At 45.8% G+C, this 25,532-nt stretch carries 19 protein-coding genes and 1 pseudogene; 16 read left to right on the forward strand and 4 right to left on the reverse strand.

Annotated elements, in window-relative coordinates:
- Positions 1 to 39: 39 nt before the first annotated feature.
- Together WG943_RS08700 and WG943_RS08705 are read right to left on the reverse strand one after the other, a co-directional pair.
- Entirely contained in the window at positions 40 to 726 is a 687-nt protein-coding gene (locus WG943_RS08700; protein WP_340408247.1) for a hypothetical protein, read from the reverse strand.
- A 62-nt stretch (positions 727 to 788) separates the two neighbouring features.
- Positions 789 to 1,181: a hypothetical protein gene (locus WG943_RS08705; protein ID WP_340408249.1), complete on the reverse strand. Its 393-nt coding sequence runs from the start codon at positions 1,179 to 1,181 to the stop codon at positions 789 to 791.
- 149 nt (positions 1,182 to 1,330) lie between these two features.
- Here WG943_RS08705 and WG943_RS08710 point away from each other — a divergent pair, with 149 nt between their 5' ends.
- From WG943_RS08710 to WG943_RS08730, 5 genes are all read left to right on the forward strand, one after another.
- The gene (locus tag WG943_RS08710) at positions 1,331 to 1,756 is read left to right on the forward strand and encodes a hypothetical protein (protein WP_340408251.1); all 426 of its coding nucleotides are present in this window, start codon (positions 1,331 to 1,333) and stop codon (positions 1,754 to 1,756) included.
- 318 nt (positions 1,757 to 2,074) lie between these two features.
- On the forward strand, positions 2,075 to 3,964 hold the full coding sequence (locus WG943_RS08715; protein ID WP_340408252.1) for a KAP family P-loop NTPase fold protein: 1,890 nt from the start codon (positions 2,075 to 2,077) through the stop codon (positions 3,962 to 3,964).
- Positions 3,965 to 3,967: 3 nt separating this feature from the next.
- Positions 3,968 to 4,807, forward strand: a complete 840-nt coding sequence (locus tag WG943_RS08720) for a hypothetical protein (protein WP_340408253.1) — start codon at positions 3,968 to 3,970, stop codon at positions 4,805 to 4,807.
- A gap of 6 nt (positions 4,808 to 4,813) precedes the next feature.
- Positions 4,814 to 6,136: a Qat anti-phage system QueC-like protein QatC gene (qatC, locus tag WG943_RS08725; RefSeq protein ID WP_340408254.1), complete on the forward strand. Its 1,323-nt coding sequence runs from the start codon at positions 4,814 to 4,816 to the stop codon at positions 6,134 to 6,136.
- A gap of 11 nt (positions 6,137 to 6,147) precedes the next feature.
- Positions 6,148 to 6,876: a TatD family hydrolase gene (locus WG943_RS08730; RefSeq protein WP_340408255.1), complete on the forward strand. Its 729-nt coding sequence runs from the start codon at positions 6,148 to 6,150 to the stop codon at positions 6,874 to 6,876.
- A gap of 575 nt (positions 6,877 to 7,451) precedes the next feature.
- Here the strand turns inward: WG943_RS08730 and WG943_RS08735 are convergent.
- Complete coding sequence (locus WG943_RS08735) at positions 7,452 to 7,715, reverse strand: helix-turn-helix domain-containing protein (RefSeq protein WP_340408256.1); 264 nt, start codon at positions 7,713 to 7,715, stop codon at positions 7,452 to 7,454.
- 732 nt (positions 7,716 to 8,447) lie between these two features.
- On the opposite strand from WG943_RS08735, the gene WG943_RS08740 reads away from it, so the two are divergent.
- From WG943_RS08740 to WG943_RS08755, 5 genes and pseudogenes are all read left to right on the forward strand, one after another.
- Positions 8,448 to 8,747 (forward strand): hypothetical protein, encoded by a 300-nt coding sequence (locus tag WG943_RS08740; protein WP_340408257.1) that lies wholly within the window; start codon positions 8,448 to 8,450, stop codon positions 8,745 to 8,747.
- Positions 8,748 to 8,980: 233 nt separating this feature from the next.
- Positions 8,981 to 9,268: pseudogene (locus tag WG943_RS21235) on the forward strand (TlpA family protein disulfide reductase); the annotation flags it as partial.
- Between the two features lie 102 nt (positions 9,269 to 9,370).
- Positions 9,371 to 10,252 (forward strand): hypothetical protein, encoded by an 882-nt coding sequence (locus WG943_RS08745; RefSeq protein ID WP_340408259.1) that lies wholly within the window; start codon positions 9,371 to 9,373, stop codon positions 10,250 to 10,252.
- A 190-nt stretch (positions 10,253 to 10,442) separates the two neighbouring features.
- Positions 10,443 to 13,649, forward strand: coding sequence for a SusC/RagA family TonB-linked outer membrane protein (locus tag WG943_RS08750; RefSeq protein ID WP_340408261.1), 3,207 nt, complete (start codon positions 10,443 to 10,445; stop codon positions 13,647 to 13,649).
- A 25-nt stretch (positions 13,650 to 13,674) separates the two neighbouring features.
- Positions 13,675 to 15,030, forward strand: coding sequence for a RagB/SusD family nutrient uptake outer membrane protein (locus WG943_RS08755; protein WP_340408263.1), 1,356 nt, complete (start codon positions 13,675 to 13,677; stop codon positions 15,028 to 15,030).
- 85 nt (positions 15,031 to 15,115) lie between these two features.
- On the opposite strand, the gene WG943_RS08760 is transcribed toward WG943_RS08755, so the two are convergent.
- Positions 15,116 to 15,421: a hypothetical protein gene (locus WG943_RS08760; protein WP_340408264.1), complete on the reverse strand. Its 306-nt coding sequence runs from the start codon at positions 15,419 to 15,421 to the stop codon at positions 15,116 to 15,118.
- A gap of 542 nt (positions 15,422 to 15,963) precedes the next feature.
- Between WG943_RS08760 and hsdR the strand changes: the two genes are divergently transcribed.
- From hsdR to WG943_RS08790, 6 genes are read left to right on the forward strand one after another with little or no spacing between them, the layout of a single operon-like run.
- The gene (hsdR, locus tag WG943_RS08765) at positions 15,964 to 18,318 is read left to right on the forward strand and encodes an EcoAI/FtnUII family type I restriction enzme subunit R (protein WP_340408265.1); all 2,355 of its coding nucleotides are present in this window, start codon (positions 15,964 to 15,966) and stop codon (positions 18,316 to 18,318) included.
- A 2-nt stretch (positions 18,319 to 18,320) separates the two neighbouring features.
- Positions 18,321 to 19,535, forward strand: coding sequence for a PDDEXK-like family protein (locus WG943_RS08770; protein ID WP_340408266.1), 1,215 nt, complete (start codon positions 18,321 to 18,323; stop codon positions 19,533 to 19,535).
- Positions 19,536 to 19,560: 25 nt separating this feature from the next.
- A complete protein-coding gene (locus WG943_RS08775; protein WP_340408268.1) occupies positions 19,561 to 21,000 on the forward strand; it encodes a type I restriction-modification system subunit M in 1,440 nt (479 codons plus the stop codon).
- Between the two features lie 7 nt (positions 21,001 to 21,007).
- Positions 21,008 to 22,756, forward strand: coding sequence for a restriction endonuclease subunit S (locus WG943_RS08780; RefSeq protein ID WP_340408269.1), 1,749 nt, complete (start codon positions 21,008 to 21,010; stop codon positions 22,754 to 22,756).
- On the forward strand, positions 22,753 to 23,886 hold the full coding sequence (locus WG943_RS08785) for an SIR2 family protein (protein WP_340408270.1): 1,134 nt from the start codon (positions 22,753 to 22,755) through the stop codon (positions 23,884 to 23,886). Before WG943_RS08780 ends, WG943_RS08785 begins: the two co-directional genes overlap by 4 nt.
- A 28-nt stretch (positions 23,887 to 23,914) precedes the next feature.
- Complete coding sequence (locus WG943_RS08790; protein WP_340408271.1) at positions 23,915 to 25,510, forward strand: ATP-dependent nuclease; 1,596 nt, start codon at positions 23,915 to 23,917, stop codon at positions 25,508 to 25,510.
- Positions 25,511 to 25,532 lie beyond the last annotated feature (22 nt).

A 25,532-nucleotide genomic window follows, 5' to 3' on the forward strand; every position in this document is an offset into this window, starting at 1 on the left:
ATCTAGCGGCTATTCCAAACAGATATAACCAGACGAATTTTACAATTCTCTGATTTCCTTCAAAGTTGAATCAATTAAATGAGGAACATCCCCTTTCAATAAGTCTGTATAAGTTACTGCCTGAGCATTAAAGGTGTCGATGGCAATACAATGATCCTGCGAGATCTGGTAGTCGTCAGCATAATTTTTCTGAAGAAAACGATACAGCATCTCAGAAAACATACCTAATTCATACTTTCTAAAACCGTCTAATTGTGGTATAAGCCAAACTGCCCCTAGTTCATTCTTGCCGTTTTTATCATATGAAAACATCAACGACGGATTAACAAATAATGGAAATCCGTCTAACGTATGTATTTTGTAAACTTTGGGCACCTTTTGGAAGATTAGTTTTCCAGAAGGCTTCACATCATCAAATTCAAAATCCTTGAAACTGGTTAATATATCCATGTTCCGTTGGTACATGGCTTTGGTACGCTTATCTTCTGCGTTTTCAAGTTTAGCCCTGAGCTCATCTATTTTAGCGTTATAAAGCTCAGTATCCTTATGCTTAAAAACGTTGTAAATGCAGCTCGTGCTGGTAACCCAATAATCGCCTCCTCCCTCGGCGTCAGCTTCAGTTTTAACTTTCGCCTCTCTCGTTTTTAGTTTAAAGGCAAAGTTCTTTTTACTTCTATCTGCCTTTCTTCTGAAAGCCACTAATTCCTTAATCGTTATTTTCTGCATTGGGTCAATTTCAAAAATCTATGCTAAATCATTTGTCTTAGAAGGGTAGGCTACAAGAAAATTTAATGTTGATAGCACCTGCCACTGGCGCTGGTGGTCATACGCTTACATCGGGCTCCTGCTTTGGTGGTGCCGGAGCATTGCACGCTTCCCGTGGATGAGCGGCTGCCTGAGGAAGAGCTCCCGCTGCTATCGGTGCTCTTTAAGGCGGGCGCGGCTTGCACTGCGGGAACTGGCGTGGCAGATGTGCCAGAAGCTACAGCTGGAGGCCTGCACACACTACATGCCGTCAGCCCCTCGGCCTGTGCCTTGGCAACTGTTGTCTCAAAGGAACTCTTCAAATACCTACAGGTTTGCACATGGTACTTGGCGCCGGTTTTGGTTTTGTAGACTGTCTGTGCCTGGCAAACAAATGCAAAGAGCAGGAAAAGAATTAGTAAAGCTTGTTTTCTCATGTTAGTATACTTTTAAACATTCTAATTTAAATATATACTATTTTGCAATCATAACAAAATATCCCTATCATTACATGGTATACCTCAATAGCTGCATATTAACAGCAGACTTATACTTTTGGAGTACCGTGCAGCATTACTATTAGCTTATGAAAACAAAACTTTTACTCTTCTTTGCCCTCTCCTCTGTTTTAGCAGGCAGCCTTACTGGCTGCGATCCCGGTTACTCCAACAGCCACACTTCATACGAGGAGGCCAAACTTACCCTGGAACAACAAGAACAGATGTATCCTACCAACTTCTTAACAGCAGACGGCACATACCGGAGAAACCTTATTGGAGAATGGGTAATAGAAGGAACAGTAGGCAGTACCGCAACCATAGCCAAGTATAAAGATGTGGTGTTGACCATTAGCTATTACAGCAAAACACAGACGCTGCTGGGCACAGAGCAGCAAACCATCTACGACTACTTCAGCCCAGGCAATAAGGTAAAGTATAAGTTCAAGTCCTTTGGCTTCAAAGGGGCTAAAAGCATTGGGATTGATGTATTAGGTGCAGCTGCGACTAACTGATATTTATTCAAACTTTTTACTAGTAGCTATCTCAAAAATAAAAAGTCAATTAGAGTTATAAACTATAAACCTTCAGCGCGAGGTCATAAAGCTACCTCCTACAGGCAACTCAAAACAGATTTAGTTAATCTTAAGATATTTTTGATATAGCTACTAAAAATAGGGGTTACAAGCACGCTCCAGGGAAAGAGCCAATTATTTAACAGAAATCAAAACTTTATGAATATCGTCCAACTGTAGCAAGCTTGCAATAAAAAAGGTGTTAGCACCCAAGCTTCAACTTAAAACCTTATTCAAAGAACAAATAAAATTAAAGATATGTGGCCTGATAATGAAACATCAGAAGATTTGCTTGGCTTTAAGATTCATGCAGAATTTATCAAGGAAATTGTATTAGACGACAATTTACTGCCGACCACAATTGGCTTATTTGGTGATTGGGGAAGTGGCAAATCAAGTATTATGCAGATGCTGAAAGAAGATTTATCAAATTCAGAGTCTGAAGGTATAATATGTCTTTATTTTAATGGTTGGGTCTTTGAAGGACATGATGATGCAAAAGCCGCACTGATTGAATCAATTCTGATGCAGCTTGAAGCAAACCAAAAATTGGTTAGTAAAGTCGGGAACAACATTAAGAAGCTTTATAAATCTGTAGACTGGATGCGGGTTTTGCATTATGGGTTTAAAAATATTGCAATGCCACTCACGACAGCCTATCTAACCGGAGGAGTCAGCTTAATTCCGCAGTTTATACAAAGCATAAAAAACAACCCAGATCAACTCACTGAAAAAATAAAAAGTGGGGAATTTGATGAATTCATAAAAAAAGCTGAAGAAAACAATCCACAGGAAGTCATTAACTCAATACGTAAGTTCAGGGATGATTTTGAGGAGCTTTTAGAGAAGTCTGAAATTAATAAGCTGGTAATCTTGATTGATGATTTGGACCGATGTAACCCAGAACGTCTCGTGGAGAACCTTGAGGCTATCAAGCTCTTCCTTAATGTAAAAAAAACCGCTTTCATTGTGGGTGCTGATCCAAGAATTGTAAGTAAAGCGGTAGAGTTTAAGTATAAGGATACATATAGATTCGATGAGCAAAACAGCAGGGTTGTCCTTGATTATTTAGAGAAAGTTATTCAGATACCATATTACCTACCCAAATTATCAGACACAGAGGTAGAAACTTACATTAATCTTCTTCTATGCAAGATTTTACTTTCTGAACAAGAATTTAAGGAATTAATACTTACTGATTTTCATGCTTTTCGGACCGACCATAAGTTTGATGTGTATGATAGCTTCCGCATTTACGATAGAATGAAAGGAATCCGTCAGGAATCTGATCTTCAAAGCGAATTTAAGTTCATACCAAACCTGGCTGCTATCATATCGGATAGCCTTTATGGCAATCCAAGACAAATAAAGAGGTTCCTCAATACCTTCTTCTTAAGACGAAAGCTTGCTAAGGTCGCCAAAATCGAACCTTTTGACTTCTCTGTGCTAAGCAAGCTTATGGTCCTGGAATATTCGGAACCACGCCTTTTCGAGGAGCTTTTTAATTGGCAAAATAATCAGCAGGGCAAACCTTATCAGTTGTTTTTCTTGGAAGAAAAACTGAATGAAGCGGTTGTTAGGAGCGAAGAACAAACGATAGAGCCTGATACTCAAAAGGAGGTGGAAAGTTGGCTATCCAACCCAAAAGTTATAAAATGGCTCCAAGCGGAGCCCCTTCTTCATGCCGTTGATCTAAGGGAGTACTTTTGGTTATCAAGAGACCGGATAAATTCCTCCGTTTCATCTAAGCTGATTTCTCCAATAGTAAAACAGTGGATTTTAGGGCTAAAGGGTGCACTTGCTTTCCAAGACACAGGCCTACAGGTGGAAAAAATAGTCAATTCAGGTTCTTCATCAGAAATTGCAAAGCTTACGGATGTTCTTAAGGTAGAAATCTGGAATGAACAGGATTCCCTGCCTTTACATTACGCTTACATTGAACTTATAGGTAAGAAAGTTCCAGGTAGCCTTCAGGATTACGAAGATTTTTTTCAAAGATGTAATTTAAACAATGTCCCAGCGTCTATACAGCCGCTTTTGGCAGGTTTAGAACTAAAGTCAATACCTAATAAGATCAAGCAAGTAATCATGTCTAAAGACCCACAATTAACATCTCGAATAGCAAAAGCTTACCAAAACTCAATTTAAAAAATGGGAACCACACAATCAATTTCATCAAGGGTAAAATACGACCCTAATTGGAGAGGCTTGAATACTGCTATCTCCTCAGTGGCAAAGGCCGTGGAGGAACTAATCGCTTTGGACACTGAAGATTCAAGTGATCATACTGATACTGAAGTCGATGTAAACCTTGACACGAAAATCAAAAAGGCAGAAAAACGGAAAGAAAAGAATTTAGGGAAGCTTTTCAAAAGGTTCGCAGAGCTTGAGAATGGTTCAGGAAGAAGTTCTACAGGGAAGTCGAAAAATAAAGTCTGGGGAAGATCAGGTAAGAAGGCCTCAATAAGATTAGGCTATGTTTTATCTTCTATTGCTACATCTGGTCTTGACAAAACATTAGATGCGATAGGATTATCACATCTTAAAGGGAAAGATCTAAAAACAATTGTCGGGGGCCTACTGGATTACTGCGCAACCAATGCTGATACAATGGATGAAGTGGCCGCGAGAGCAGCCTCTGGCCTGATAATAGAAGAATTCCTTAAAAATAACTGGGGGCCCATCACAACCGGTACTCCTCCGCAAGCAGCAGGCTTGTCAGATAATGAGCTGTCCAAATGCCTGGTCAACTTCTGGAGTTATTACATTTTCGAGAATCTATTTGAGCGATTCAATGAAAGTATTTTGCAGAAGTTTACCAACAATCCAACTGTAAAGGCAAACACTGCCCATGAAATCAAAAATTTTATTATCAATAGTCTTAATGCCCTAAACTATAAAGTGGAGTTTATAAAAATTGATTGGAAGGGATCGGAGGGCAGGGCTATCATTGACAGGCTTTATATAAGTATTATAAACATTTTCAGATAAAAACCTATGCAGGTTGCTATACTTTTTGACAAAATCAATAGGCCTTCCAAGAAGGCTGAAGCAAGGCATGAATTCACACTAAACACGAAGGTAGGGAGCAAGGAATACAAGGGTAAGTTAGTGGTAGATCTGGAAACCTTGGTTGCAAACACAGGTGACTCTACGTCATTAAACTTTGACCTGTTCTTGATCAGTTGCTACGCTTATGGTGTAGACCGCTTTATTAAAAGAGAAATTTATTCCTTTGACGGCTGGTCCAGAAAAATTGAAGTAGACTTCCCCGTAATAAATGTGCAAGTATGGGAAAGCAAAAAGGCTGCTTTAGAAAAGATTCTCTCTTTTATAAGCGGTGATATCTGGGATATCAGCTTTTCGCCATCCAGCTTAAGTTTTGATAATACTTATAAGCAGGCTGCTTTTCTAGGTAAGATAGATCAGGTAAATCTTCTCTCTGGAGGCTTAGACTCTCTGATTGGTGCCATTGATTCCCTTGAGCAACCTAAGCAGGTGCTATTTGTTTCGCAATACGACAATGATTTCAAAGGGCCGCACCAAGAACAGGAAAAATTGTTCAACGCATTGAAGGATGAATATAAAAATGCTTTCCATATCCCGTCAGTACTTGTAACTCTGCAAGGAAGTGACCTAAGCGTAAGAGAATCGACCCTGAGAACGAGGTCCTTAATGTTCATCAGCCTCGGCTTATACTTTGCAAGTAACATTTCTAAAGATGTAAACTTACTGGTTCCTGAGAACGGCAGCATTTCATTAAATTTCCCGCTGAATTCATCAAGAAGAACGGCATGCAGTACAAGGACAACGCATCCTAATTTAATGAGGTTAACCTCGGAGCTTCTTTCTGAATTAAATATCACCAATACGATCTTCAACGATTACTCCTTCAAAACCAAAGGCGAAATGGTGAACAATTGTCGTAATATAGTTTTTCTTAAGAACATGATTACGCGAACAAACTCATGCGGGAAACGGGGTTATAACAATAACTGGGAAGAACCGGATATCAGAATAGCCCACCATTGCGGGCGATGCATGCCATGTGTATACCGTAAAGCTTCTTTATTAAAGATTGAACCAACAGCAGGGTATTACGGAAACAGGTTAAGTTCTACTATAAACAGTAACAAAATTAGATCGCAGGATTTAAAAGCTTGTAAAGCTTTCTTGGACACACCACTTACAGATGAGGAAATATCAAGAGAGTTGGTATCTAATGGGCTGGTCGATTTCGAAAATTTAAATAAATATGTCGATTTGGTAAAGCGCACTAGAGCAGAGGTAGATACTTTGTTTAAGCATGAAGGAATTTAATTTAGAAAAATTTGATCGATACGCATTGTCACATTGATTTGTATCCTGATCCTATAGCTGTTGCTAATGAAAGTGAACTTTCAGGAACAATTACTATAGGAGTTACAAACTTGCCGAGCCATTTTGAACTTGGTCGCCCTTATTTAGCTAGACATAAAAAGGTAAGATTAGCTTTAGGTATGCACCCTCTATATGCAGAGAAGCACTTAAGAGAACTGCCAATTTTCATAAGAAATATAGATAACACATCTTATATCGGCGAAATTGGTCTTGATTTTTCAAGAGAGGGGATGGCTACTAAAGAATTACAGGTTACTACTTTTAAAAAAGTATTAAAGTCTTTACAGGGGAAAAGAAAATTATTGAGCCTTCATTCTAGGAAGGCTGAAAAAGAAGTATTTATGTTTCTTCAAAGCTATAATGTAGAAACAGCAATTTTTCACTGGTACTCCGGACCTCTATCGTTGATCGCTGAAATTTCAGCCGCTGGCTATATGTTTTCTGTGAATCCAGCTATGATAAAATCAAAATCCGGTCAGGAAATTATTAAGCGAATACCTAAAGAAAATATTCTTACCGAGAGTGATGGACCATTTATCACGCTGGATGGTGCTCCTACCAAGCCAAGGGATGTAGAAGCTGTATTAATTTATTTATCAGCTTTATGGAAGATACCTATTAATGCAGTAAATGATGTCATACAGAAAAACTTTTTCTCTCTCGTAAATACTCTCAGATAAATTATTGATTATTAAACTCATTTGCTGAAGAATTAAATATAAGTTTAATGTTGAAGGTTTCAATGCGGTATTTCTAATAGCGAAAAGAAAATCAATCGCCTTCGCTAATGTTTTTTATTCACAACTAAATATACAAGCAATATGGAAAAAATTCAAGCTATCAAACCTGGTCCAAAACCAAAAAAAGACGATGGGTCACTAGATAGAAGGAGACGAGTTACACCAGAGAAAAAGGAGAAATATCCACCTCTCAAACCCCACAAACACAAGCCAAACGATTAGTCAATTTTGGCAATCAAAATCTGGTTGAAAAATTCAAAATTAAAAAAACTTGTCAGAATAATCTCACAGGTTTTTTTAATTAAAATACTAGTCTAATGTTTTACTACCGGCCAAAACAAGATTTCGTGAGTAGATCGGAATACAATAGAGTTAATTTTTCCGCTAAAATCATATGTCTATCGCTACTTACACTGCTCGTCTATAGTATGGTTTCGTTTAACTACTGATAGGCTTACTTCTTACTCTTGCTATGCTTGAGCTTCACTTGTTGATATAATTTAAATGGATTAGGTCTATGTATAATCCTTACCAAAGAAATCTTCTAATGTCAAACCATAAATATTTAACACCTTCACTAATGAGCTGATTCTCATATCTTCCGAACCCGCTTCATACTTACCATACTGTGATCTGTTAATGTTATTATCGTAAGAAAAGGAATCTGAGTTAGTATAACCCCGCTCTTTTCGCAGCCTTGTTAGCTTAGCGCCAATTTTCTTAAGCTCCTCACTAGTAATAAGCTTTTCCCTTTTATTTAATTCCTCATCATGATCCATTTCATAAAGATCAAGCTTATACAATTTACAAATTACTCCGAAAAAGCATACTCTTAATTAGGAGATTAGAAATTTTAACATTATATTAGCAACATGATAAAATCATGCTGTCAACAAAACAGCTAATACTTTTTATACATAACATTTTGATTATAAGCATGTAAAATATTATAAAATTATTACGCAGATACTAAAATAAGTATTGCTTAACAAGCCTCGCTGTAGAAATCTGGTAAATTTTTATTCCCGCGAGCGTGAGTGAGGCACCAATACCCTATATTTGCTATAGGGCGGTGCTCGCTTATGTCTATTGTGGGAAGCTATTTCGAAAGAAGTGGTAGGCTTTACCAGAGCCTCTACAACATTAGACTGGCGGGTGCCGCCTTTAGCTTTTGGCCATTATCTAATCCGAGGCTTCTGTTGATTATTTCTTTAACATCAGCAACAATGGAAGCTATCCAAAAATCAAAGCACACAACAGCTCAAACACTTATTATAGTGTACAGGAACTTCCATGCATCTGCCAGTTCTATTCTGTCATCCTTATTCCATCTCCAAAACTGGACTCTCCTGATTTCACCGCCTGAGTGAGCTGCCTCTTCCCCTACCGCTCCATACAACACAGGCTGTAGCTACTAGTTAGGAGTGGTCGCCTCTTTTAGCGCTATACCTTCAGCTGCTCCTCTCCGGAAGCAGCAAGGGAAACATTTGTCCATTAACCAGGCTAAACCCATGGAAACAGCAAAGGCAAAAACGATTACTAGTACAACCCCGCAATGCATCATTCAGCACTTCTGTCAGTCCTATACCTTCGAGGAGGTGCAGGAAGCCCTGTGGCACAGCCAGCACCCCCATCTTTTGGCTACATTTAACGAACTCGACCCGCTGCACACCGACAAACTCACGGTCTTCTATGAAAACATTGAAATTCTTCTTTCGGCTGTATACCAACTACCTGACCTGCCACCCCCACCGCAGGAACAGGAACCTACCCTAACCCTTTACTTTGCAGGAGACCAGCGCCATGTGTAAACTCCCCACCTACAGCTGGGCGCTACTGATCTGCCCACCCGAGTGAGCCAAGCTTAATACCCCACCGCCGTTAGGCCTGCATCGCACCGGTCTTTTGCTAGCGGGCATTCCTTTGTTTTATCTAAATTTTTACCTGTATGAAACCATCCAAATGGCTTCCCGGGCTCCTCATGCCCATTTTGTTCCTACTGTTTATCCTGCTGTTGCAGTTATTACCTGGCTTTCTTATTCAAATGGCTCGGGCCCAGTCTGCCCCTGCTCCCAGCCAAAGCCTGGCCGTCGGGCAGCCCGTACCGGACGTACACCTGACTGAATTGGTGAATTACCCAAGCCCCACAGTTCGGCTTTCCGATTTCCGGGGCAAGCTGCTCATCCTGGACTTCTGGGCCACCTGGTGCGGCACATGCAAGGCCGCCATGCCCAAACTCGATGCGCTGCAGCGCGAGTTCGAAGGCCAGGTGCAGGTGCTGCTGGTTAACTCAGGTTCCAATAAGGACACCGAAGAAAAGGTAAAGGCCTACTTTGAACGCTGGCGCCACCCTGACGGAAGACGATACGCCCTGCCCTCCGTAGTGAACGACACCATACTAGGCAGTCTCTTCCCGCACCGCCTGATCCCGCATGTGGCCTGGATCAGCCCCGATGGCACCTTGCTGGCTACTACCGGCACCGACCAGGTAACCCCGGAAAACGTGCGCAAGATGCTAGCCCGGGAGCAGGCTGTGTTACCCCAGAAAAAAGATATTGACGTAACGCGTCCTCTCTTCACAATGGAGGAACTACCCGCCGGGCACATGCTCCGCTACAGCATCCTGTTGAAGGGAAAAGTAAGCGGCCTGCCCAGCGGCACCCGTATCCGCCAAAGCGGGGATACTGTAAATGGTGCCGCCCTGACTAACACGCCCCTGCTCACGATGTACCGCATCGTGCAGCGGGCCCTGTACCCGGAGCTTGGGACTAAAGGCCTGCGCGTGGAAGTAAGCGACAGCGCTGCTCTCTACCCCGATCGATCCTCCCTGTCCGATGTGGACTGGAAAGCACGGCACTTTTACTCTTATGACCTGGTCGTGCCGTCGCACCAGGCGGATAGCCTGTTTCACTACATGCTGGGCGACCTGAACACCTTCTCCGGTTTCTACGCTACGCTGGAGCAGCGGCGCATGGACTGCCTGGTGCTCGTGCGCAAAGGAAAAGCGCTGCTTACCTCACAGGGCGGGACTCCTGCTAACCAGCTTTTCCGGGAGAAGCAGCCCTTTCTGCGCAACATGCCCCTCTCGGCGTTGGTCAGCCGCCTCAACAACCATAGCGGTATCACATTGCAAGTTGTGGACGGCACCGGTTACACCGGACCAGTGGACATTGAGTTGCCAGAGGGCGTTGGAGACCTGTCTTCCCTGCGCCGCGAACTGCAGCGACAGGGCCTGGACTTGCGGCAGGCACGGCGTAAAGTGCCTGTGTTTGTAATCCGCGAGAAGCCTGGGGCACCACCACAGGCTAAAAGATAAGCCAGGGGCGGCCGGGTCCGCTATAGCTGGGCAGGATGGCAGCGCCTGGGGTTAGATTAGTTTAAAGTTAGATAATAGGTACCCTGTGCGCCACCCGGGAACCTGGTGGTCAATTGCCCTAGGTTCCTGCCGGTCGCCCCAATTTCCCTTAACAACCTGAATCATTCCATCACTTTAAAACATGTACCATATGAAAAGTACCTTACTCTTTCTTTCCCTGCTGCTTTTGCCCCTCTGGGCGCTGGCCCAACAGGTTGTGCGCGGCAGGGTTCTCTCCGCCGCCAATCAATCGCCCCTGCCCGGCGCCACCGTGCTGGTGAAAGGCACCGAACAGGGTACCACGGCCGATGTCGATGGCTACTTTACCCTTCAGTCCGTACCCGCCGGTGCCATACTCCAGGCGAACTTCCTGGGTTATGCGCAACGTGAAGTGGCGCTGCCAACTCCCCTGCCGCAACTGCTGGTGATCTCCCTTACTGAGCAGTCGAGCCAGCTGGGCGAGGTAGTGGTCTCTACTGGCTATCAGGACCTGCCGCAGGAACGCGCCACCGGCTCCTTTGCCCATGTTAGTAGAGAGCAGCTACAACAGCAGGTAAGCACCGACGTACTCAGCCGCCTGGAGGCAGTTGCCAGCGGCCTTACCGTGGACCGGGGCACGGGTTCCCAGGGACAGTTCCTTGTACGTGGCCTGAGTACCATCCAGGGCCCGCGCGAACCGCTCATCGTCGTGGACAACTTTCCCTATGAAGGAGACCTGCGCAATATCAACCCCAACGATGTGGAAAGCGTCACCATTCTCAAAGATGCAGCGGCAGCCTCCATCTGGGGTGCGCGGGCAGGTAACGGCGTGATCGTAATCACCACCCGGAAAGGTCGCTTCAATCAGCCCTTGCGTGCCGAGTTCATCACCAACGTTACGTTCACCGGAAAGCCAGACTTGTCCTCGCTCCCGCAGCTATCCAGCTCCGACTACATCGACCTGGAGCAATTTCTCTTTGATAAGGGGCATTACAACAGCCAGATCAACTCTGCCAGTCGTCCGGCCCTTACGCCCGCCGTGGAGATCCTGCTGGCTCAGCGCAATGGAACCCTCACCGAAGAGGAGGCACAAACGCAGCTCAACGCGCTGCGCTCCCGCGATGTGCGAGACGATTACCTACAGTACATGTACCGCAATTCTGTCAACCAGCAGTACAGCCTGGGCCTGCAAGGCGGCACCCATGCCCATGGGTGGCGCCTATCGGGCGGCTATGACCGCAACCTGAGCGTGCTGGACGCAGGCTACAATCGCCTGAACCTGGCCATGCAGCACACGTTACGTCCCCTCAAAAACCTGGAACTGACCAGCGGGCTGCGCTACACCCAAAGCCAAAGCACCAGCGGGCGCCCCGCCTACGGAGACATTACTTCCCAGTCAGGCAACCTCTACCCCTACGCCCGGTTTGCCGACGATAACGGCAAACCGTTGCCCCTGCCCCGGGACTTCCGCCAGTCCTGGAAAGAGACAGCCGGGGATGGCAAACTGCTCGACTGGAACTATTACCCGCTCACCGAGCACCTACACAACCACAGTACGGATAACCTGCAGGACCTGGTCGGCCACGGCAGCTTGCGCTATACCTTACCCTTAGGATTGGAAGCCAGCGTACGCTACCAGTACCAGCGGCAGCAGGCTCAGGGCGAGCGCCTGCAGGACCCGGAAAGCTACGGCGCCCGCAGCATCGTTAACCGCTACACTCAGATTAACCCCAACACCGGCGCTTTGACCTACATCGTGCCCAAGGGTGGCATCCTGGACCTGTCCCATGACCTGGTGGAAGCGCACAACGCGCGCGGCCAGCTCAACTTTGATAAAACTACTGGGGAGCACACCTTTGTGGCCCTGGCTGGCGGGGAGGTACGCCACACCCGCACTACTGGCAACAACAACCGCCGCTACGGCTACGACCCGGACCTGCTTACCTTCGGGCAGGTGGACTATGTGAATCTTTACCCGTCCATTGTCAACGGCTCGCTTTCCAACATCCCCGACAACAGCGGCCAGTACGCAAGACTTACGCGCTTTATATCAGTGTTTGGCAACGCAGCCTACACCTATAAACATCGCTACACGCTTACAGGCAGCGCCCGCCAGGACGCCTCCAACCTGTTCGGTGTGAAGGCCAACGACCGCTGGAAGCCGCTCTGGTCTGCCGGTATGGGCTGGGAATTGTCCCGGGAGCCGTTTTACCAGGTGGGACTGGTACCTTACCTGAAGCTGCGCGCCACCTACGGGTATAGCGGCAACGTGGACCAGCGCCTTGCCGCCGTCACTACCATCGCTTACCGCCTGGCTCTCTCGGCGCAGACGAAGGCCCCCTGGGCTACCTTCGATAACTTTGCCAACCCTGAGCTGCGTTGGGAAACGGCCCGCATGCTTAACCTGGGCCTGGACTTCCGGCTACGTAACGACGCGCTGTCCGGCAGCGTGGAGTATTATCGCAAGAAAGGCACCGACCTGTTCGGACGGGAATCGATCGACTACACCAGCGGCATCGGCTGGGAAACCGTGAAGAACGTGGCCAGCATGGAAGGCAGCGGCGTGGATGTGCGCTTGCAGAGTACGCACTTCCGCCGGGGCGGCTTCCGCTGGGAAAGCGACCTGAATTTCAATTACTACGCCGACCGGGTTACCGCCTACCACCTTTCGGAGCTGCGGGGCAGCCGCTTCATCAGCGCCGGCACCACCATATCAGGCGTGGAAGGCCGGCCAGTTTATGCAATCTTCTCCTACCCCTGGGCCGGGCTGAACCCGCAAACCGGAGACCCGCAGGGCTACCTGGAGGGGCAGGTGAGCACCGACTACACCGCCCTACTCGGACCGGACGTACTTGTCTCCGATTTAGTCTACCACGGCTCTGCCCTGCCGACTTATTTTGGTTCGCTGGGCAGCACCTTGGCCTACAAGCGCTTTTCGCTCACGGCCCGCCTGAGCTACAAGTTGGGCTATTACTTCCGCCGGGAGTCAGTCAACTATGGCAACCTTTACAGCACCGGATTAGCCCATGCCGACTATACCGCACGCTGGCAGCAACCGGGAGACGAGACAAATACCTACGTACCCTCCCAGGTGTACCCGGCCATCGGCAACCGCGACACGTTTTATGCCGGTTCCGGGGTGCTCGTGGAGCGAGGGGATCATGTGCGGCTACAGTACCTGACGGCCAGTTACGATCTCAGCGCCACCGAAGGACGCAAGCTACCTTTCCAACGACTACAGGTTTATGCTAACGCCCAAAACCTGGGCCTGCTCTGGACGGCCAACAAGCTGGGCATTGACCCGGACTATAACCTTAGCCGCTATGCCCTGCCCCAAGCCCGCAGCTATTCCCTTGGCCTGAAGGCATTTTTTAACTAAACGCTAACTTAAAAAGAATCAAAACATGAAACGTCAATTCAACTATATCCTGTGCCTGCTCCTGTGCGCTGCCACGAGCTGCGAGAGCTTCCTGGACGAGAGGCCGGATAAGGCCCTGGTCGTGCCCGCCACGCTGCAGGACCTGGAGGCCCTGCTCGACGACCACGCTGTGATCGCCAACAATTACCCCAGTATGACAGAGGTAAGCGCCGATAATTATTACCTGACCGATGCCGACTGGGCCGGTTTGCCAGAAGAGGAGTACCGCCGCGCGTATACATGGGAGAAGGACCGCGTGTTCATTCCGAGCCGAAACGACTGGTACTTTGCCTACCGATCCGTTTACTCTGCCAACACGGTACTCGAAACCGTCGGAAAGATCCAGCGTACTCCGGCAGAGGCTGCGCGATGGGATAATGTGAAAGGGCAAGCGATGTTCGTCAGGGCCTCGTCTTTCCTGCAGGCGGCCCTGCTCTGGGCACCAGTGTACCGGGAGAACACTGCTGCAACTGACCTAGGTATTCCACTTCGCCTGGACACCGACTTTAACAAGCCATCCGTGCGGTCAAGCGTGCAGCAGTCTTTTCAACGCATCATTAAAGATCTGAAAGCTGCGTCTCCCCTGCTGCCAGTCACGCCCGTGCACGTAATTCGCCCTTCCCGCCCGGCGGCATACGGCCTGCTGGCCCGCACATACCTTTACATGGGCAACTACCCCCTGGCCGAGGCCTATGCCGACTCTAGTCTGCAACTGAACGCAATGCTGATGAACTACAACAGCCTGAATGCGACGGCGTCCTTTCCCATCGCGCGCTATAACCCGGAGGTGATTTTGCACAGCTTGTTCATGTCTCTGAACCCGAGCCTGGCAATCAGCCGTGCCCGCATTGTTCCGGAACTCTATGGCAGCTATGACGCCAACGACCTAAGGAAATCCGTCTTCTTCCGCAGCAACGGCGACGGCTCCTTTGCCTTCAAGGGAAGCTACAGCAACTCGGGCCTATTCGGTGGGATCGCTACTGATGAGCTGTACCTTACCCGGGCAGAGGCCAGGGCCCGGCAGGGAAAAATCCCCGAAGCTCTTGGTGATTTAAACACCCTGCTGGCCACTCGCTGGAAGGAAGGCACCTTTGTGCCCCTCACAACTGACGATCAGGCGGAAGCCCTTCAGCTAATATTACAGGAGCGCCGCAAGGAGCTCGTCATGCGGGGGCTGCGGTGGATGGACCTCAAGCGCCTCAACCGCGACGGGGCCGGCATTACCCTCACCCGCACGGTGAACGGACAGACCTATACCTTGCCGCCTAACGATCCGCGCTACGCCCTGCCTATCCCCGATGATGTAATGGAGCTTTCCGGGATGCAACAAAACCCACGTTAGCTCCATTTTTAATACAGCGCAAATAGTAACACAAAAGGGCTGCCAATAGAACTGGCAGCCCTTTTAAGATTATGAAAAAGCAATGTTAGTTGCGGCGGGTATCGGCATCATCAGCCGCATCTTCCGGGGTTTTCCCGGACAGCCACGTCTCGATAGAGGTGTTGATCATCACAGAGCAAGGGAGGGTACCTTCCTCACATCCTTCTACTTCTTCCGGGTCCTGAACTACTGCCCAATGTTCCGGGTCGTTCGCCTGGGACAGCTGGTTTCCGGTGAAGCGGTACAGCGTGGCAGCAGTCTCCTCAACTGGAGTTGGCTCCGCAGGATTAGTAAAGGCTACAGCCGCTACGGCCACAACCAAAACGGCTAAACTAAAGATATATTTTTTCATGATGCTGGATGCTTTTGTAAATCAAAAAGCAAGCGAAAAACTTTGGTTTTACAAATTTTGCTGCCTACTCTATTAGCAGGTTTTAGGCTCCTCCTGACCGGGCGTAAAAAGTCCCTTGCCTCTCACACCCAGCTTAACTTGCGTGCTCTCTTCCACTCACCTCCTTTCTGTTTGGTATGTGTTAAAGGTAGAGAGTCCTGCCATTGTATTTTCTGTTCTAGATCAGGAAAACCGGCTATTTTAAAACAACTAAAAGGAAATAAAACCGTAGCGAGTAGGCTCCCGCTCATTATTTAGACAGGTTGGTAAATTGGGTGATTAGAAGGAGGATATGGTTTGGATTACCATTCAAGTCCAAGTAATAGATATTCGTTGCCATAAGCTTCTTCCTCTCCGCGAAAGGTATGCTTACATATTTTTCACCACTAAAATATATTTTCAACTTCTGAAAAAGACAAAGTCGGAAGTAAAGAAGCAACTTTAACAATTGCATTTACATCTTCATAAACCTATATTTACATGTCTATATACTACCTGAAAACATGCTTAACAAAAAGGCCCTCTCCGAACGAGACATCTGCACGAAGTTCATCACGCCTGCCCTTGTAGCGGCTGGCTGGGATATACAGAAGCAAGTACGGGAGGAATGGTCTTTTACAGATGGCAGGATCATCGTAAGAGGGCAGAAGTACACCAGGGGCAAACAGAAACGCGCGGACTATGTGCTGTTCTACAGATCCACCATGGTGGCAATTATCGAGGCCAAAGACAACACCCACTCCGTTGGTCATGGAATACAGCAGGCAAAGGAGTATGCCGACATCCTGGATATTCCCTTCATCTATAGCTCTAATGGTGATGCTTTCCTGGAGCATGATAAATCTGTAACAGAAGGTGTCGTAGAAAAAGAATTACCGCTAGATCAATTCCCTTCACCTGAGAAGCTATGGCAGCGCTATGCCAACTATAAAAACCTGACACCACAGCAGCAGGAAATTGTAAAAGAGGAAAACCACAAAGACGAGACAGGCTTTGCCCCTCGCTATTACCAGCAAATCGCTATAAACAGAACCATAGAGGCTGTGGCCAGAGGCGATAAGCGAATATTGCTCGTTATGGCTACCGGCACCGGCAAGACTTATACAGCCTTTCAGATTCTCTGGCGGCTTTGGAAAGCGAAGACAGTGAAGCGGGTGCTCTACCTGGCTGACCGAAACATACTGGTAGACCAGACCAAGACAGGCGACTTTAGACCATTCGGCTCTGATATAATGACCAAGATACAGAACCGGGAGGTGGACAAATCGTACCAGATCTACTTTGCGCTATACCAGAGCCTGACGGGCAACGAAGAGGAAAAGAATATCTTCAAACAATTCTCACCTGATTTCTTCGATATGGTGGTGGTGGACGAGTGCCACCGCGGAAGCGCCAAAGAAGAATCAGCCTGGCGGGATGTGCTGACTTACTTTGACTCTGCCATACACTTGGGCTTAACAGCTACGCCAAAGGAAACAAAAAACACCTCTAACCTTACGTATTTCGGTGAGCCTGCCTATACTTACTCCTTGAAGCAGGGTATAGATGATGGCTTCTTGGCACCATACAAGGTAGTGCGTATCAGCCTTAACGTGGACGAAGGATACCGCCCTGAAAAGGGAAAGGTAGACAAGTATGGCCACGAAATAGAAGACCGCATCTACAACACTAAAGACTTTGACCGAAACCTGGTGATCGACGAGCGTACCAAAGCAGCGGCTAAGAAGATTACTGAGTACCTTAAGCTGACGGACCGCATGGCCAAGACCATCGTGTTCTGCGTGGATACCGAACATGCAGAGCGGATGCGGCAGGCCCTGGTAAATGAGAACAGCGATATGCTGCAAAAGCATCCGAAATATGTGGTGCGCATCACGGGAGATGATGAAGTAGGCAAAAGAGAACTTTACAACTTCTCCTCTGTCATAGAAAAAGAGCCTGTAATCGCTACCACCTCTAAGCTTTTAACAACAGGTGTAGACACCAAAATGGTAAAACTGATCGTGCTGGAAGCTGGCATACAGTCCATGACCGAGTTCAAGCAGATCATAGGCCGAGGCACCCGACTACGGGAGGATGACGGCAAAGTATACTTTAGCATTATGGATTTCAGGCAGGTGACCAATCTGTTTGCCGATCCTGATTTTGACGGTGAGCCGGTAGTAATTTATACTCCGGGGCCAGACGAAGCGCCTGTACCCCCTACTCCACCCGGTGAAGAAGAAACAGGAACGGGAGCTGGTGAGCCGGGTGAGAAAGGTATAGACGGATTAGGTGGCGATCCTCCTCCGGGACCTAAGAAGTACTATGTGAATGATGTGGCAGTAGCCGTGATTAATGAGCGGATACAATACTACGGGGCAGATGGCAAGCTTATCACAGAATCATTAAAAGACTACTCCCGCAAAAAACTGCTGAATGAATACGAATCGCTGGACGACTTCCTGGTGAAGTGGAATGAGAGTGAGCGAAAGGAAGCCATCATTAATGAGCTATCCGAGAAAGGAGTATTGTTTGAGGAGCTGCAGCAGGAGATTGGGAAAGACTTGGATGCTTTTGACCTGATCGCTCACATAGCCTTTGACCGTCCACCACTTACTAGAAAAGAAAGAGCAGAAGAAGTAAAGAAGCGTAACTACTTTGAAAAATATGGCGCTGGTGCCCGAGAGGTTCTGCAGACTTTGCTAGATAAGTATGCTGACGAAGGTATAAGTTCTCTGGAAAACAACTCTGTGCTGACGGTAAAGCCGCTTAATCAATTTGGTACACCTATCGAGATTGTAAAGCGTTTTGGGAAAAAAGCGGACTTTGAGAAAGCCATAAACGAATTGGAGCAGGAGCTTTATAAAACTGCCTAACAATGGAAGAAGTTACAGAATTAGAATTGCAGCACGCTTATCTTAAGATGGTGCGTGACGCAGACTTTGACAGACTAGAGCTAGCTCTGAATGAGCCTAACATCTTCTCTATCCTTTCTATTGAGCATATGGAGATCAGGCATTCTAACTTTCTTGGATGGTTGTTAAACCCCAAAGAAAGCCACGGCCTGAATGATTTGTTTCTAAAGAGGTTTCTGCGTGAGATTTTTTCAGATGATAAAGTATCAGGCATTAGTGCATTACATGCCGAAACTTTAGACTTTCAAAAGGTAGAGATACTACGGGAATGGAGGAGTATTGATTTGCTGGTAAAGTTTCCAAACCTGGTGATCTGCATAGAGAACAAAGTTCACTCAAAGGATCATTCCAATCAGTTAGAAAGGTACAGGCAGGTTGTAGAAAAAGAATTTCCTGAACCAGAATTTAAGAACGTTTTCATCTACTTAACTTCTTATGGTGAGTCCAGTTCTCTGGAGCAGAAGTACTATGCTTTTTTCTCCTATCAGATAATCATAGATATACTTGATAGAGTACTTGAAGTTTATAAAGCACTTATTCCTCCACAGTCTATCATTTATATTACAGACTATATAAAATCGCTTAAGCGAAATTTAATGGCTACCGATACAACAAACGACCTTGCCAGAGAGATTTACCGGAATCATCAGAAGTTACTTGACTTCATCTTCGAGAATAAGCCCGACTACATGGATGACTTCTCTAAAACCATTGAACAATTCCTCAGGGAGAAAAAGTACATCATAGGCTCTACTGGTAAAGGCATAGTGAGATTCTTAGGTACACAACTTCAGGATGTTGTGCCGATATACAGTGAATACAATGGCTGGCCAAAGAAAGAAGCTTTTATGTTCGAACTGGATTTTCGCAACAAGAAAAAGATCATGTTCAAAGCCACAGGAGCCCCTGCTCCATCCAACGCCGCCTATAAAAACCGACTGGCAGAAATTCTGAAAGGATTAGAGGGTGCCAGAAAAACAACCGACATTTGGCAGGTCTTTATTTCCGATGAAGCCTCTCTCGATATAAAGAAGTTAGCTTTAGAAGAACCTGAAAAGTTATCAGCGAAGCTCAGCTCTTTCTGGGAGAGGGTGCAACCACTAATTCACAAAGTAGAGAGTGCTATGCTTGCTCATAGAGAAGAGTTAGCTGCACTAAAGCAAGAAGTAGAACAATAACAATTACGCTTACAAATACATTTACATGAGTAACCTTTCAGGTATAATTAAATCCATCCGTGACATCATGCGCCAGGATGCGGGAGTGGACGGAGATGCTCAGCGTATCTCCCAGATGGTATGGATGCTTTTTTTGAAAGTTTTCAGCGACAAGGAGGAAGAGTGGGAACTGACCATAGATAACTATAAGTCGCCTATACCTGCAAAACTGCAGTGGAGCAACTGGGCTGCTGACGAAGAAGGCATGACCGGTGACGAGCTGCTCGACTTTGTGAACAACGAGCTGTTCGAGACGCTGAAGAGCCTGGACGTAGTACCGAAGACAGACCCGCAGGGTTGGATTGTGAAGCAGGTGTTTGAGGATACCTACAACTACATGAAGAGCGGCACACTCATCCGGCAGGTGATCAACAAGATCAACCTGATAGATTTTAACGCATCTTTGGACCGCCACCTGTTTAACGACATTTACGAGAACATGCTCAAGGAGCTGCAAAGCGCTGGCTCCTCGGGCGAGTACTATACCCCACGTGCCGTAACGCAGTTTATGGTGAACATGACAGCTCCGCAAATTGGTGAAAGTGTGCTGGATCCTGCCTGTGGAACGGGTGGCTTCCTGACCTGCGCCATTGAGCATGTGCGCACCCAGCTGAGCAACCCCAGCGACATACAGACGCTGCAGGAGAGCTTTCAGGGGGTCGAGAAAAAGCCGTTGCCGCACATGCTAGCCACCACCAACCTGATGCTGCACGGTATGGATGTGCCGGTGATCCGTCACGACAACCTGCTGGTGCGTCCTTACGACAGTTGGGGGCCGAAAGACCAGGTGGACATCATCCTCAGCAATCCTCCTTTCGGTGGAACCGAGGAAGAGGGTACCGATGCCAATTTCCCGCCTAAGTTCAAGACCAAGGAAACAGCCGACCTGTTTATGGCTCTGATCATGCGCCTGCTCAAAGACAACGGTCGCGCCGCTGTGGTACTTCCTGACGGTACGTTGTTTGGCGAGGGCGTGAAAACGCGCATTAAGGAGGAACTGCTGAGCAAGTGTAACCTGCACACCATCGTGCGCCTGCCCAACGGTGTGTTTAACCCTTACACCAGCATTAAAACCAACCTGCTGTTCTTCACAAAAGGTGAACCAACGAAAGAAGTTTGGTATTTTGAGCACCCTTACCCTGCCGGAGCGAAAAGCTACAACAAGGGCAGGCCAATCAACATAAAAGAGTTTGATTTGGAGAAAGCTTGGTGGCACAACCGCGAAGAAAACGAGTATGCCTGGCGTGTGCCGGTAGAGGAGATTGTGGACCGCAACTATAATCTTGACATCAAGAACCCGCATGCTCCCGACTCCACTTTAGGTGTGCCTTCAGAGATACTGACGAAGTTGCAAGAAACTAACAAGCTTGTGAATGCGCTGCAGCAGGACATTGTAAACGTACTAGAAGAATCCCTGTTAAGATAAACCGCGCATGTTACTACTGGAGCAATTCGAAAACCTGACGCTGCACCCCAAAAACGCAGCCAGTCTAAAAAAACTCGTCCTGCAGCTGGCGGTACAGGGAAAACTGACCGAGAACTGGCGCAGGCAAAACCCTGATGTGGAGCCTGCCGCTAACCTGTTGAAGCGCATTGAAGCGGAAAAGGCGCAGTTGGTGAAGGAGAAAATGATAAAAAAGGAGAAACCGCTGGAGCCGGTCTCAGAGGATGAAGTACCTCATGCTTTGCCAGAGAATTGGGCTTGGTTAAGACTCGGAGAACTGACTTACAACTTCGGTCAAAAAATACCAGATGCTATCTTCTCATATATTGATGTAGCTTCTGTTGATAACAAGAGAGGAGTTATTGGCGACCTGCAAACTATACTTCCAAATGAAGCACCATCACGGGCTAGAAAGATAGTACAGGAAGGTTGTGTGATATACTCTACAGTAAGACCATACTTGCTAAACATAGCCTTAGTTGAGAAGAACTATGAGCCAGGAGCTATCGCTAGTACAGCCTTTGCCATACTTAATCCTTTACCAAGTTTAGACAAGAAGTTTTTATACTATTATTTGCGATCTGCTCCTTTCATAGAGTATGTAAAGTCGCAAATGATTGGAGTTGCCTACCCGGCAATTAATGATGCAAAGCTTCTTAGCGGTGCTGTTCCCCTCCCTCCCCTTGCCGAGCAGGAAGTCATTGTGGCGCGGGTGGAAGAGCTGATGCAGAAGATTGAGGAGCTGGAGAAGCAAACGGCAGAACGCATATGGCTGAAGCAGCACCTGGGAGCCGCTGCCTTACAACAATTAACAGCCGCCACAGACGAGGAGCTGGAGCAAAACTTGCTTTTCCTGAAGCAGCACTTCCAGACCATATTTGATGAAGCCGCTAACGTAAAAAAGCTCCGCGAAACCATACTTCAGCTGGCCGTACAAGGCAAACTCACCGCCACCTGGCGCACCCAAAACCCCACCATCGAGCCAGCCTCCGAACTCCTGAAACGCATTCAGGCAAAAAAGGCTCAACTGGTGAAGGAGAAAATGATAAAGAAGGAGAAACCGCTGGAGCTGATCTCAGAGGATGAAGTGCCTTATTCTTTGCCTGAGGGTTGGGTTTGGTGTAGGTTATCAAATATTATATTGGATACAGACGCAGGTAAAAGTCCACAGTGCGATAACAGATCGGCAGCCCCTGATGAATTCGGCTTCATCAAAACGACAGCTATACAGTCGTTACAGTTTCTGCCGAATGAGAATAAAGCAATACTAAAGGCAGATCATGCTAACCTAAAGTATGAGATAAAGCCTGGCGATATTCTAATAACACGTGCTGGTCCAAGAAATCGAGTAGGTGTTGTCTGCGCTGTAACAAGTACTAGAGACAAGCTATTGTTATCGGATAAAACTGTGAGGATTTCTCTTATAGCTGAAAATCAAGTTAATGCAAGATTTCTAGCTGTCACATTAAGCACAGGTGCTTCCGGTGATTTCCTTGAGTCAAAAAAGTCAGGTATGGCGGATAGCCAAGTCAACATTACACAGGATAACATCAAGCTTACTCCTGTAGCTCTCCCTCCCCTTGCCGAGCAAGAAGCTATAGTTGCCAAAGTAGACCAGCTGATGCTACTATGTGACGAACTGGAGCAGCAGATTCATCAGTCAAAACAAGAGGCTGAAGCGCTGATGCATGCGGTGGTGCAGGAGGCGTTACAGGTGCAGGAGGAGGTAGAGCTATGAAAGTATCATTCATCTTAGGAGCTGGGTTCTCATTCAATGCTGGCTTACCCATGGCAAAGGATATTTGGGATAGATTAACTAATCCTGAAATCGAGGAGATGACACTCTGTTTTGGCTCTAGTGAATGGAGATGGGCTGACTTAACCTCTGGTCCGAATTTACATAATGGTCGCTTAGGTCCTGAACGATTGCCTATAACTCTATTGCTCAAAAATGTAATTGCAACATTTAAGGCTATATCACCTCTCGAAGACCATAATTATGAAGCCTTTTATGCTTGGGTTAGAGAAACAGATGAGGAGAGTGAAGCATGGCAAGTTATAAAGCAGCAAACGACAACTGAGTTTAGAGAGAAGTTTCCGGGTAGCGATATCTTTCAAGGACTCTCTTTAAGCACAGGAAACTTACTTTTCTGCCTTGTGCATCTAATCGAGGATTTGCTTTGGCTACGTAAAAATAGGCTTGAGCTTTCAAATCATTATTTGCCATATCTTGAACTCATTAACAATAAAGATCATGAGATTAATATATTTACTCTCAACCACGATTTACTTATTGAAACTCTATTTGAACGTTTTTGGATCATCTACTCAGATGGCTTTTCTACAGAGAATAGCAAAATAATAGGCTCAGAAGGAGATAGAGTAAGAACATTCAACAACTCATTTACTGAAAGGGTAAAGCTTTACAAATTACATGGTAGCATTGACCAATACTCTTATGCCTATACTATAGATACAGACAGAGTTGGAGAGTTCGACTACTTTAAGACCTTGGATTACGACACGAAGCATTCAGCTAAATATGTTGATGCTTCGGGCGAGGTTAAACAGTATCATAATTTTTACATTGAACCTCGATTCATTACAGGTAGAAATAAATTAAACTTGATTCAAGAAGACTACATGTATTCTGCCTTGTATGGAGCTTTTGAAAATGATCTTCCTGGATCTGATTTACTAATAATAAATGGCTATTCATATCTAGACCCTCATGTGAATGATGTGATTGAGAGGTCTAGAGATTCTATTGGAAAGATAATCAACATCAATCCAGGAGCTACTTTCCCTTTTGAGCACTCCAATGTTATGAATATCAACCCTCTAAATGAGGCTATTATACTTGACTAAGTAAGTCCAACTCTTCAATCTACCTCTGATGATCAAAAAAATCTACATCAAGAACTTTCGCTCTATTAAAGAACTAAAAATAGAGCCTAATAACTTATGTGCTCTAGTCGGTCCTAACAGCGCTGGGAAGACTAATGTTCTTAAGGCAATAGATTTAGTCATTGGAGAGGGATGGACCACAAAAGCAAAGGTTGCAAGAGAGCTATTTAACGATCCTGACCAGGAAATAGTCATAGACATAGAGTTTACTGAAGACATTCCCCACTCCTACTACAGCGAAACATATAGTGTTTACCGTGTGAGTTTAAGAATGAATTTATATCCTAACTTATCATGCGAGGCAAGGTTACATGCACGTGAAAATGACAGGGCCTTATATGTCAATGAAGAGTTCAAAAAGAACTGCCATTTTATTTACTTCCCTTCTAGTAGAGAACTTAGTTCTCAAATGAGAATAAGCAACTGGACTTTGTTAGGAAAGCTAATGAAGATTATATATGATAACTATGTAAATTATTATACTTCTGAGGAAGATTTGAAAGAAGTTTTCAAGGGATTAATGCTTGCTCCTAAGGATTTTTTAGAAGCAGACTTTGATCAAAATAACATTACTTTTCACAAGTTTTCCAACACATTTGATAAGTACTGTAAGCTTAATTCGGCTGGCATCGCCAATTCATTTTCACCGGAACTCAATATTTACAACCTCAATTGGTTCTACAAAACACTTCAAATTTCCGTCACAGAGTCCACTAGCGACAAAACATTCGATTGCGAAGAGTTAGGATCTGGTATGCAAAATCTGATTCTATTATCAATCTTTCAGACGTACGCCGAGCTAATGGGTGGCAAAGTGATATTTGGGTTGGAAGAACCAGAAATATACTTATATCCTCAGGCTCAGAGAGCACTTTATAGGAACTTTCAAAAACTGTCCGAGCAGTCGCAGATCCTATATACTACCCATTGCCAAAATTTTGTAGATGCTGCCAGAGCTTATGAAGTAGTAATGCTTAAGAAAGATTCTAACGGCACTAGCTGTAATATTAGGTCATCTTTCATGAATAAGATGCAGGCAGAAAAGGAACGCTTCAAGATTTTCACTCAGTTCAATACAGAGAGGAATGAGCTATTTTTCGCTAAGAAAGTAATATTAGTTGAGGGTGATACAGAAAAAATGCTTATCTCCACAATTTGTGGGCACCACTGGCAATTAGATCTTGACTCATTAGGTGTATCTGTTATAGAGTGTGGTGGTAAAGCAGGTGTAGTATATTTTACTGGAGTATGTAAGCTCTTGGGTGTTACACAATATTTTGGTTTGTGGGATAAAGACAAAGATGTAGAGAAGGAAGGACTTCTTAAGGGCATGCTGAGTAATGGAAATGGGTATGAATTTGACCCAAATCTAGAAGCTTTCATTAATTCTAAAGACGAAGAAGCTAAACTCTCTTCATCAGGTAATAAGATTAAACAAATACATGATTGGGTAATAAACTGCCATCCAGAGAATATGCCTTCTGAGTTTGACGCACTTAAGAAATTTATCTTAGATGAAGGCGCTAATCAAGAGCAGACAGATCATTTATCAGAAGAACCAAATGTTAAAGAAACTACAGCCTAAGCTAAATACTCGAAGTCAAAAG

It is taken from the genome of Pontibacter sp. H249 (genome assembly GCF_037892465.1).
GTDB lineage: Bacteria > Bacteroidota > Bacteroidia > Cytophagales > Hymenobacteraceae > Pontibacter.